This window comes from Clostridium sp. ATCC BAA-442 (assembly GCF_964239415.1).
GTDB classification, from domain to species: Bacteria; Bacillota; Clostridia; order Oscillospirales; family Oscillospiraceae; genus Flavonifractor; species Flavonifractor plautii.
In genome coordinates, this window is sequence record NZ_CAXSQB010000080.1 from 1 (window position 1) to 10,443 (window position 10,443).

The window sequence follows — 10,443 nt, forward strand, 5'->3', positions numbered from 1 at the left end:
CGGCCGCCGCAGGCGGCCAGAGACAGGGACATGGCTCCGGCCAGGGTGAGCGCAGCCAGTTTCTTGAACTTCATGCTTGTTTCCTCCTTAATATTGAGATCCGTTTCCTTTATGATCCAACGGCACACCGTGCCGTAGAATCCCGCTCAATGAGGGTGTGGGGGAGGTAGACCGCCCGCCCCCGGGGCCCGCCCTGAATCTGGGTGAGCAGAAGCTCCCCCGCCGCACGGCCCAGCTCGTAGCAGGGCTGGCGCACGGTGGTCAGCCGCGGTCGGCTCATCACGGCGTACTCCACGTCGTCAAACCCCACCACCGACAAGTCCTCCGGCACCCGGAGGCCCAGCGCCCGGGCGGCCTCGATGGCGCCCAGGGCCAACACGTCGGAGATGCAGAACAGGGCCGTGGGGCGCTCCGGCCGGGCCAGCAGCCGCCGGGCGGCCTCCACGCCGGAGGAAAAGCTGTAATCCCGTCCGGCAAAGGTCTGGTCGTCCTCCCGTGGGGGGATGTTCAGAACGCGCAGCCCGTCCAGATAGCCCTGCCGGCGGGCGATGGTGGACATGAAGTCGTTGTCCGCGCCGATGAACCCGATGCGCCGGTGGCCCAGCCCGGCCAGGGTGAGCACCACCTCCCGGGCGGCGGCCAGATTGTCCACCGACACATGGCTCACCGCCTGGTTGTCGCAGTATTCGCTGCACTGTACCAGGTGGTAGTGGCGGGCCATGCCGGTCACATGGGGGTCGTCCCGGGCCGGCTCCATCAGAATGGCGCCGTCGGCCCGGCCGTCCTTCAAAAATTCCAGGTAAAGCGCCCGGCGCCCCGCCTCGGCATTGGTGATGCACAGCATGCCGCTGTAGCCGTCCTCGTGGAGCCGGTCCTCCGTCCCGGCGATGATGGGGGCGTAGTAGGGGTTGCTTACGTTTGGTACGATGACCAGCACCACCCGGCTCTCGCCCCGCCGGAGGCTCCGGCCCCACACGTTGGGCTGGTAGCCCAGCCGCTCAATGGCCTCCTGCACCCGCGCCTGGGTCTCATGGGACACCGAGGGACTGCCGTTGACCACTCTGGAAACAGTAGCGACAGAGACGCCCGCGGTTTTGGCGACCTCCGAAATCGTTGGGGCACGCATCCTGTTTCACCTCTGATGTAATCGTTTACATTTGACGAGGTGAGTATAACATTTTGACCAAATACAGTCAAGACACTTTGCGGACTTTTTGTGATATTCCTTAAAATTGTAAATAATATACAAAATTTGAGTCACTTTTTTGACTTGCAGAGCGGGAGGACTCCTGTTGAGCGGGACGGTCTGGCAGGTGGGAGAAGAGGCTATGCACCCCGGAGCGGAGGGGAGAAAAGTAGTAATTTTTTTTGTGCACTTTGAGAAAGAAATTTTGTATATAGAATAAATAAAACAAAAGGGCGTCCCTCATATCGCATATGATTTCCATATTTGAAATGTTGCGAAAAAAGCTGATTTTTGGAAAATATTGACCAACTTTTACGCCTTGAAATGGCGAAAAAAAGGAGTTAATATACAAACGAAAATCAAATATAAATTAGTTTTTCTATATATAGAATGTTTGGGAGATCGCTATGCATCACAAAAAAGAATTGCAGGAATTGATGCGGACCTACAGCTCCATGAAGGCCCTGCAGCTCCTGGTGGCGCTGGCCGACTGCGAGGGGGAGATTTCGCTGGCCCAGCTCTCCGCTGCCACGGGGATTCCGCCCAGCTCCACCCACCGGATTCTCCAGGAGATGCAGCACTGCGGGTTTGTCATCAAGGATGAGGTAAAAAAGTGCTACCGGGCAGGATTTGAGGCGCGCCTGCTGGCCATACAGCTCCAAAAGACAAACTTTCTCTATGAGGCCGCCAGAGGAGAGATGGCCTATCTGAACGATCTGAGCCTGGAGACCATCCACCTCATCGGGGAGGAGGATATGGAGGCCATCTATCTGGCAAAGCTGGGGGCAAAGAGCTCCGTAGGGCTTCACTCGGCGGTGGGCAAACGGATTCCGCTCCACTGTACAGGGGGTGGGAAGGCGATCCTGGCGTGGAAATCCGAGAGCTGGCTGGAGAACTACCTGGCCCATGTGAAACGGGAGCGCTTCACCGGCAAGACCCTGACCGACGCGGAGGATCTGCGGCGGGAGCTGGAGGTGATCCGGATTCAGGGCTACGCAGTGGATAACCACGAGCACCATACGGACGTGGTGTGCATCGCGGCGCCGGTGTTTGATGTGGATAACCAGGTGCTGGCGGCCATCGGAATTGCCGCGCCGGACTATCGCTTCTCCTTGGAAAAGGCGCTGTCCTACTCTGGGGAAATATTGCGGTGTGCGGCCCGCATTACAGAGAAGCTGGGCTGGCACTATCCCATTCGGGTATCGAAAAAGAGAGATGAGGGAGGCAGATTTGCATGAGTGAACCGATGGATCTGATTTATAAGGACCCAAAGTACCCAAGCTCCAAGGTAGTGAACGGCCTGAGCATGGCGGGCCCCCGGGCCCATCTGCGGGGCATGGGTCTGGTCAACGAGGAGTTGGCCAAGCCGTTTATCGGCGTCATCAATACCTATAACGAGATGCATCCCGGGCACATCCACCTCAACCGCATCGGCCAGTTGGTCAAGGACGGCGTGCGGGAGGCGGGAGGCGTCCCCTTTGAGGTGAACACCATCTCCCTCTGCGACGGCTTTTCCCAGGGCCATGTGGGAATGTGCAGCGTGCTGCCCAGCCGCGAGGTGATCGCCGACTCCATCGAGGTCTATGCCGGCGGCCACCAGTTGGACGGCCTGGTGCTCATCGGCGGCTGCGATAAGATTGTGCCGGCCATGATTATGGCGGCACTGCGCATCAACCTCCCCACCGTGCTCGTCACCGGCGGCCCCATGATGCCGGCCGTATACAAGGGGAAGCAGTACGGCACCTATGAGCTGAAGGAGATGGCGGGAAAGCTGACCCGCGGAGAGATCTCCAGGGAGGAGTATGAGTACATGGAGGGGCTGATGTCCCCTACCCCCGGCTCCTGCGCTATGATGGGAACGGCCAATACCATGTCCATCATCGCGGAGGCCATGGGCCTGACGATGCCGGGCAGCGCCTGCGCCCACGCGGTCAGCGGCAAGAAGAACCGGGTGGCCAAGGAGAGCGGCATGGCGGTGGTTCGCCTGGTGGAGGAAGACATCCGGCCCCGGGACATCGTCACCCAGGAGATGCTGGAGCTGGCGGTCCGGGTGGGACTGAGCGTGGGCGGCTCCACCAACATGACGCTGCACATGCCGGCCATCGCCCACGAGGCAAAGCTGCACATGTCTCTGGAGGAGATCGGCCGTCTGTCGGCGGAGACACCCTATCTGGCCAAAATCAAGCCCTCCGGCAGCCATACGATGCTCGATCTGGATCAGGCCGGCGGCGTGGGCGCCGTGATGCGCGAGCTGGACGGACTCATCAACCTGGATCAGATGACCGTTAACGGAAAAACCCACCGCCAGAATGTGGAGCGGGTGGTTGAACACAACCCGGAGGTGATCCGCCCCGTGTCCGACGCCTACAGCGACCACGGCTCCATCACGGTACTCAAGGGCAATCTGGCCCCCGACGGCGCAGTGATCAAGCAGTCGGCCGTGGCGGCCGCCATGCGCAGGCACAGCGGTCCTGCCCGCTGCTTTGAGTGTGAGGAGGATGCCGTCAAGGCCATCTACGGCGGCGTGGTACAGCATGGCGAAGTGCTGGTGATCCGGAACGAAGGCCCCCAGGGCGGCCCCGGCATGCGGGAGATGCTGACCGCCACCGCGGCACTGGTGGGCATGGGCTTTTCTGAGTCGGTGGCGCTGGTGACCGACGGCCGCTTCTCCGGCGCGACCCGCGGCCCCTGCATCGGCCACGTCTCCCCGGAGACCTCCCGCCGCGGCCCCATCGCCATTGTGCAAGACGGCGACCGCATTGACATCGACATCGATGCCGGGACCCTGCACGTGGACCTCTCCGACGGGGAGATCGCCCGGCGGCTGGCCGAGCTGCCGCCCTACCAGCCCAAGGTTACTGAGGGCTATCTGGCCCGCTACGCCCGCAATGTGGAGCCGGCGGCCAGAGGCGCTATTTTGGACTGACAAAGCGTCAGTCAGGAAAGGAGAGGGACTCCATGTCCAAAATGTGCAGTCTGCGCGGTATTTCCGCCCCCCAATTGACCCCCTTTCGGGAGGACGGGAGCATCAACTACGGGGAATACACGCGGCTGACCCAATTTATTACGGATGCAGGAGTACACGGCGTCTTCGTCTGCGGCACCACCGGAGAGTTTGTCAATCTGACGTTGGAGGAGCGGAAAAGGCTCCTGACGGCGGCGGTGGAGGGAGCGGGGCCGGAGAGCTGTATTCTGTTCAACACCACGGCCATGAATCTGGCGGACATGAAGGAGCTGTTTGACTGGGCCAGGCATGAGGGCGCCCACGCGGCGTCGGTCACCGCGCCCTATTACCACAGCTATGACGCCGAGACTCTGACCGCTTACTTCCGCAAGGCCGCGGAGCTGGCGGAGGGGATGCCCCTGTATCTGTATAACATGCCGGGGATGACCCATAACCCCATCACGCCCAAGGTGGTACAGGAGGTGTGCGACACCTGCCCCAACGTGGCGGGCCTGAAGGACAGCAGCATGGATTTCCTGACGTTTCAGGAGTACCAGTGCCTGGAACTTCCGGAGGGCTTCGAGCTGATTACCGGAAACGATGCCCAGGTGCTCCCCGTCCTACAGTCCGGAGGAGACGGCGCGATTATCGCCATGGCCAGCGTGTTTCCAAAGCAGTGCCAGCAGCTCTGGGATTGCTACTATGCCGGTGAGCTGGAGCAGGCCCGTCGGATACAGCGGATGCTTCTGAAGCTGCGCGGGCTGGTGCGGAGCGTTATGCCCGTCATGGCCCACAAAAAGATGCTGGAGCTGCAGGGCTTCCACATGGGGCCGGCCCGGTTCCCCTTCCGTGATCTGAGCGGGGAGGAGAGCCGGACAATTGAGGAGGGCCTGGAAAAGCTTCTGGGCCACGTGGGATGACGGCCTTCGGCTTCCGCTGGTACGGGCCCGAGGACGCAGTCACGCTGGAACATATCCGCCAGATCCCGCCGGTGACGGAGCTTGTCACCTCGCTCTATCACATCCCGGCCGGAGCGCTGTGGCCGGAGGAGGACATCGCGGCCCGGGCCGCCCAGTCCGCGGCGGCAGGCCTGCACTTCTCGGTGGCGGAGGGACTGCCGGTTCATGAGTCCATCAAACTGGGCGGCCCGGAGCGGGAGCGGTACATCGGACAGTTCGTGGAAAACCTGGAGCGGCTGGCTCGCCATGGGGTGCATACCGTCTGCTATAACTTCATGCCCCTGTTCGGCTGGATTCGTACAGAGCTGGAGCAGCCCCTGCCGGACGGCTCCGCCACCCTGGCCTTTCACCAGGCTGCGCTGGAGCGCATGAACCCGGAGCGGGATGTCTGGACGCTGCCCGGCTGGAACTTTTCCACCCGGCAGGGGGAAATCCGGACGCTGCTGGGCCAGTACCGGGCCTTGGGAGAGGCGGGGCTGTGGAACAACCTGCGCTATTTCCTACAGGCTGTGGCCCCAGAGGCGGAGCGGCTGGGAATACGCCTGGCCATCCACCCGGACGACCCGCCTCTTCCGGTATTTGGTCTGCCCCGGGTGGTATCCACGCTGGAGGATCTGCTCCGCCTGACCGGCGCGGTGGATCTGCCATCCAACGGTGTGACGCTGTGCACCGGCTCCCTGGGCAGCAGCAGGGCCAACGATGTGGTCAAGATTGCAGACCGCCTCTGTGCGGAGGGCAAAATTCCCTTTGTCCACGGGCGGAATGTCCGCTGGGAGGGGGAGGAGGACTTCTGTGAGAGCGGACATCTGACCGCCTCGGGAAGCCTGAATATGGCGGCCATTCTGGCGGCCCTGCACCGGAGGGGCTTTGACGGCGTGATACGCGCCGACCACGGCCGGATGGTGTGGGGCGAGCGGGGCCGCCCTGGTTACGGCCTCTACGACCGGGCGATGGGTGTATGCTATCTGGCCGGCCTGTGGGAAGCGCTCTGTTATTCCTGTTAACCCGCCGCCTGTGCGGCAAAAATCATAAGAAGAAAAGAGGTATTCCTATGAAAAACCTGAAGAAAGTCCTTGCACTGTCCCTGTCCCTGTCGCTGGCGCTGCCTCTGGCGGCCTGCGGAGATCAGGGCGAAACCGGAAAGGGAGGCGGCAGCACCGGCAGCTATCCAAGCAGCACTATCACGGTGGTATGCCCCTGGGATGCTGGCGGAACCTCCGACGGCCTGTGCCGCATTGTCTCCGAGATCGGCGCCCGCGACGAGTACTTCGGCGTCAATATGGTGGTGCAGAACAGCGGCGGCGCGGGCGGCACCGTGGCTACCACGGAGTTCAAGAACGCAGCCCCCGACGGCTACACCCTCTGTCAGGAGGCCATCGGCGTGTTTACCCTTCAGCCCTTCGTCCGCGAGGTCAGTTACACCATTGACGACTTTATCCCTGTGGCGGCCCTGTCCAATGAGCCCATCATTATGATTGCGGGCAAGGACTCCGGTATCACCAGCGTTGACGATTTGCTGGAGATGGACTCCGTGACCTACGGCTTCTCCGGCAGCGGCAGCCTGATGGAGCTGTCCCAGAAGCAGTTCTTCGGCATGGCCGGCGTGGAGGCAACCGGCATCTCCTATGACGGCAGCTCTCCCACCATTGCGGCCCTGCTGGGCGGCCACATTGACGTCTGCACCGGACATCCCGGCGAGGTCATGCAGTATGTGGAGTCCGGTGACGCCGTGGCCATCGGCATCTTCAACGACGAGCGGGACCCACGTGAGAACCTGAAGGATATCCCCACCTTCAAGGAAATGGGCTATGACGTGACGATGAGCGTCTGGAAGTTCCTGATGCTGCCCGCCGGTACCCCCGAGGACGTGGTAACCAAGGTGACCGAGACCCTGACTGCCATCACCGGAACCGACGAGTACAAGGAGTTCTGCGACGCCAACCAGCTCCTGCCCCTGACCATGACTACCGAGGAGATGGTGGAACGTATTAACGAGGAGGCGGCCGTGAACCAGGAGCTGCTGGCCGGCTGATCCCTCTGCCAAACACATAGCAAGCGCTCTCCGGGCCATGGACCCTCGGCGGCCCGCGGCCCGGAGAACAATACCTTAACAAAGGAGGGAGCTTATGAGTCAATACAAAAAGGATATGATTGCTTCCTTTTTCTTTCTGATACTGGGAGCGCTGGTATTGATCTCGGTTCCGCTGACCATTCAAGATCCGGGCGTGTCCGTCATGGGCCCGCGCGTATTCCCCTATTTTATCGGGGCCTGCATGGTGATTCTCAGCCTGGCGCTGATGCTCACCACCATTGTGAAGCACCGCAAGGCGGGCGGCGCCGACAGCACGGGAACCTTTGCCTCCGAGGAGGAGAGAAAGCGGGCCCTGCGGGACGAGCTGCGGGCGCTTCTGCTGGCCGCTGTGATTCTGGTCTATGCGGCACTGTTTCAGATTCTGGGGTATTTTATCTCCACGCTTCTGGCAGCCACCGTTATTCTGCTTATTTTCCGCGTGAAAAAGATCTGGGCCTACCCGGTGGTCTATGCCGCGGCGGTAGCCATCTGGGCGGGATTTACCTTCCTGCTCTCCGTGAGACTGCCTTAAGAGGAGGAGAGGAGCATGATTGAATCCGTTTTGAGCAGCCTTTTTACCCTGGAGAACCTGCTCTGGATCAACGTCGGCCTGGCCGGCGGAATTATGGTTGGCGCGCTGCCCGGCCTGACTGGCACCATGGCCATGGCGCTGCTGCTGCCGCTTACATACGGCCTGGCGTCCATCCCGGGGGTTATGCTGCTGCTGGGCGTCTACTGCGGCAGTATCTACGGCGGTTCCATCACCGCCATCCTGATCAACACGCCGGGCACGCCGGCCTCGGCTGCCACCTCGCTGGACGGCTACCCGATAGCTCAGAAGGGGCACGGGCTGAAAGCGCTCCATGTGGCGCTGTCTGCCTCCACCATCGGCGGCCTGTTCAGCTGTGCGGTTCTGCTGTTTGCCGCGCCGCCCATTGCCAGCTTTGCGCTGAAGTTCGGCCCGGCCGAGTATTTCGCCCTGGCTCTCTTTGGACTGACGATTATTGCCAGCGTGGGCGGAAAGTCCCAGATCAAGGGGCTGCTGATGGGCTTTGTAGGGCTGCTGATCTCCTGCATCGGCATCGATCCCATGGATGGCGTCAGCCGCTTCACCTTCGGTATCAATCGCATGGAGGGCGGTATTGATACCATTCCCGTGCTCATCGGCCTGTTCGCCATCACGGAGATCATGGCCAAGGCCCGGGACATGAACAAGGCCACCGGAACGGCGGTCAAGGTGGAAAAGGAGAAGACCCGCTTCCGCGACGTACTGAAATACAAGATGGTGCTGCTCAAGTCCAGCATTCTGGGCGTGTTTATCGGCGCGGTGCCCGGCACCGGCGCGGCCATCTCCTCTTTCTTGGCGTACAATGAGGCCAAGCGGACCTCCAAGCATCCCGAGGAATACGGGCACGGTTCCGAGGAGGCGGTTGTGGCCTCCGAGTCGGCCAACAACGCCGTTACAGGTGCCACCCTGATCCCCCTGCTGACCCTGGGCATTCCCGGCGACACCAACACGGCCGTGCTTCTGGGCGCTCTTACCATGCAGGGTATCGCCGCCGGCCCCCAACTGTTCACCCAGCACGGGGAGTGGGTCTACACCATTATGCTGGGCCTGATCGCCGTCAATATCTTTATGTACCTCCAGGGCCGGGTATTCATCCGGGGCTTCGTCAACATCACCCGCGTCCCCACCAGCACCCTGGTCCCCATTCTGGTCATGCTGTGCGTGATTGGCGCCTATGCCATCGACTACTCCGTGTTCAACGCCATCTTTATGGTGGGCGTGGGTATCTTCGGCTACTTCATGACCAAGCTGGACATGCCCATGACGCCCATGGTCATCGGCCTGGTGCTGGGCAAGCTGTGCGAATCCAACCTGCGCCGTGCGCTCATCGTGTCCAAGGGAAGCTGGGCGACGTTCTTTACCTCCCCCATCAGCCTGTTCTTTATTCTTCTGTCGCTGTTTATGTTGTTCTTCCCCTATATTAAGAAGAAGCTGGCGGCCCGCAGGGCTGCGGCTTGATCAGAGGCGTACATATGAGAAATGGGAATTTGATTCAGCTCTGTTCAGGAAGATACTATCAAGGCAGCGGCGTCCTCTCTCATCTGGGAGGGGACGCCGTACTGCTGGGGCGGCGCGCGCTGGTGGTGGCGGATGCCGCCGTGTGGCCCAAGGTGGAGGCACGTGTGCTCCGCAGCCTGGAGCAAAGCGGTGTGGATACAAAGATCTGGCTCTTTTCCGGCCACTGCTGCCCCGGCAATGTTCGAAGTGCGGCCCAGGCCGGACAGGCATACGGGGCGGAGCTGGTGGTGGGCGTGGGCGGCGGCCGCGCGCTGGATACGGCTAAAATAGCGGCTGACCATATGGGGGTGCGGGCGATCACCGTCCCCACCTCTGCGGCTACCTGCGCCGCCTCAGCGTGGCTGGCGGTAGAGTACACCGACGAGGGCGCGTTCGTGGGGAACAACTGGACCCGGTACCCGCCCTTTGCCGTGATAGCCGAGCTGGACTTTATCGTCAGGGACTGTCCGGCCCGTCTCTGCGCGGCAGGCATAGTGGATGCCATGGCGAAATACCCGGAGATCAGCTACAACATTCAATTCTCCAATCAGTGGGAAAAGAACCTCTTCTCCCAGAGCGCCCAGCTCCTGTCTGAAAACACCTACCGGCTCTTGCTGGAGCATGGGTGTGAGACAATTGAGCAGCTTCGGGCCGGAAAGATCACACCGGCGCTGGAGGACTGTGTCTGCGCGGCCCTCCAGGTGACAGGGGTGATTTCCGCCATGGCCTGCGGCGGCAAGCAGGCCGCCGTGAGCCACACCCTCTACAGCTACTTCTGCTGTGTGCACCCGGAACTGGCCGCCGGATTCCTCCACGGGGAGCTGGTGGGCAGTACGCTGGTCTACCAACTGGCGGTAAACGGGGCCCCAAAGGAAGCGCAGGAGGCGCTGAACCGGGTGCTGCGGGCGCTGGGTATGCCCACCTGTCTGGAGGAGCTGGGCCTGAAGGAGACTCCGGAGGAAGCCGACCGGATTTTCGCCTTCCTGGCGGAACGCATGCCGGTGGAGACGCCGAAAGAACTCCAGCGCCTGCGTGGGGAGAGCGATGTTTTGTTCCACGGCCTGCGGGACAGCGCCGGGAAACTGCAAACGAAAAGAGGAGAAGCCCATGAAACTGGAATTTGAGTACGGGCAGGGCCTGGTGGGCGCGGAGCTGCCCGACAGCACGGACATCTTCATCCCCGGGGAGACGGTAGCGGATCCGCCCTGTCTGCCCCAG

9 protein-coding genes are annotated in these 10,443 nt (G+C 61.6%); 8 read left to right on the forward strand and 1 reads right to left on the reverse strand.

Annotated features, from left to right (window positions below; translation table 11 throughout):
* Nucleotides 1–109: 109 nt before the first annotated feature.
* A complete protein-coding gene (locus tag ACESY8_RS18915) occupies nucleotides 110–1,126 on the reverse strand; it encodes a LacI family DNA-binding transcriptional regulator (protein ID WP_434307818.1) in 1,017 nt (338 codons plus the stop codon).
* Nucleotides 1,127–1,593: 467 nt separating this feature from the next.
* Here ACESY8_RS18915 and ACESY8_RS18920 point away from each other — a divergent pair, with 467 nt between their 5' ends.
* The 8 genes from ACESY8_RS18920 (at nucleotide 1,594) to ACESY8_RS18955 (ending at nucleotide 10,349) form a co-directional block, all read left to right on the forward strand.
* The gene (locus ACESY8_RS18920) at nucleotides 1,594–2,424 is read left to right on the forward strand and encodes an IclR family transcriptional regulator (protein WP_007488887.1); all 831 of its coding nucleotides are present in this window, start codon (nucleotides 1,594–1,596) and stop codon (nucleotides 2,422–2,424) included.
* A complete protein-coding gene (ilvD, locus tag ACESY8_RS18925; RefSeq protein ID WP_021632680.1) occupies nucleotides 2,421–4,112 on the forward strand; it encodes a dihydroxy-acid dehydratase in 1,692 nt (563 codons plus the stop codon). The genes ACESY8_RS18920 and ilvD overlap by 4 nt, the downstream gene beginning before the upstream one ends.
* 32 nt (nucleotides 4,113–4,144) lie before the next feature.
* Complete coding sequence (locus ACESY8_RS18930) at nucleotides 4,145–5,050, forward strand: dihydrodipicolinate synthase family protein (protein WP_054338722.1); 906 nt, start codon at nucleotides 4,145–4,147, stop codon at nucleotides 5,048–5,050.
* A complete protein-coding gene (locus ACESY8_RS18935) occupies nucleotides 5,047–6,093 on the forward strand; it encodes a mannonate dehydratase (RefSeq protein ID WP_024724797.1) in 1,047 nt (348 codons plus the stop codon). The genes ACESY8_RS18930 and ACESY8_RS18935 overlap by 4 nt, the downstream gene beginning before the upstream one ends.
* Nucleotides 6,094–6,140: 47 nt before the next feature.
* A complete protein-coding gene (locus ACESY8_RS18940; protein ID WP_007488883.1) occupies nucleotides 6,141–7,121 on the forward strand; it encodes a tripartite tricarboxylate transporter substrate binding protein in 981 nt (326 codons plus the stop codon).
* Nucleotides 7,122–7,215: 94 nt separating this feature from the next.
* Entirely contained in the window at nucleotides 7,216–7,692 is a 477-nt protein-coding gene (locus ACESY8_RS18945; protein ID WP_007488882.1) for a tripartite tricarboxylate transporter TctB family protein, read from the forward strand.
* A gap of 15 nt (nucleotides 7,693–7,707) precedes the next feature.
* Nucleotides 7,708–9,186 carry a tripartite tricarboxylate transporter permease gene (locus tag ACESY8_RS18950; protein ID WP_498794932.1) on the forward strand — a complete coding sequence of 493 codons (1,479 nt, stop codon included), beginning with the start codon at nucleotides 7,708–7,710 and terminating at the stop codon, nucleotides 9,184–9,186.
* Nucleotides 9,187–9,200: 14 nt separating this feature from the next.
* The gene (locus tag ACESY8_RS18955) at nucleotides 9,201–10,349 is read left to right on the forward strand and encodes an iron-containing alcohol dehydrogenase (RefSeq protein ID WP_054338721.1); all 1,149 of its coding nucleotides are present in this window, start codon (nucleotides 9,201–9,203) and stop codon (nucleotides 10,347–10,349) included.
* The last annotated feature ends 94 nt before the right edge of the window (nucleotides 10,350–10,443 follow it).

Coding starts and splice junctions, on each gene's coding strand:
- ACESY8_RS18935 (WP_024724797.1), top strand. CDS start 5,047: ATGACGGCCTTCGGCTTCCGCTGGTACGGGCCCGAGGACGCAGTCACG.
- ACESY8_RS18945 (WP_007488882.1), top strand. CDS start 7,216: ATGAGTCAATACAAAAAGGATATGATTGCTTCCTTTTTCTTTCTGATA.
- ACESY8_RS18930 (WP_054338722.1), top strand. CDS start 4,145: ATGTCCAAAATGTGCAGTCTGCGCGGTATTTCCGCCCCCCAATTGACC.
- ACESY8_RS18950 (WP_498794932.1), top strand. CDS start 7,708: ATGATTGAATCCGTTTTGAGCAGCCTTTTTACCCTGGAGAACCTGCTC.
- ACESY8_RS18915 (WP_434307818.1), bottom strand. CDS start 1,126: ATGCGTGCCCCAACGATTTCGGAGGTCGCCAAAACCGCGGGCGTCTCT.
- ACESY8_RS18920 (WP_007488887.1), top strand. CDS start 1,594: ATGCATCACAAAAAAGAATTGCAGGAATTGATGCGGACCTACAGCTCC.
- ACESY8_RS18955 (WP_054338721.1), top strand. CDS start 9,201: ATGAGAAATGGGAATTTGATTCAGCTCTGTTCAGGAAGATACTATCAA.
- ACESY8_RS18940 (WP_007488883.1), top strand. CDS start 6,141: ATGAAAAACCTGAAGAAAGTCCTTGCACTGTCCCTGTCCCTGTCGCTG.
- ilvD (WP_021632680.1), top strand. CDS start 2,421: ATGAGTGAACCGATGGATCTGATTTATAAGGACCCAAAGTACCCAAGC.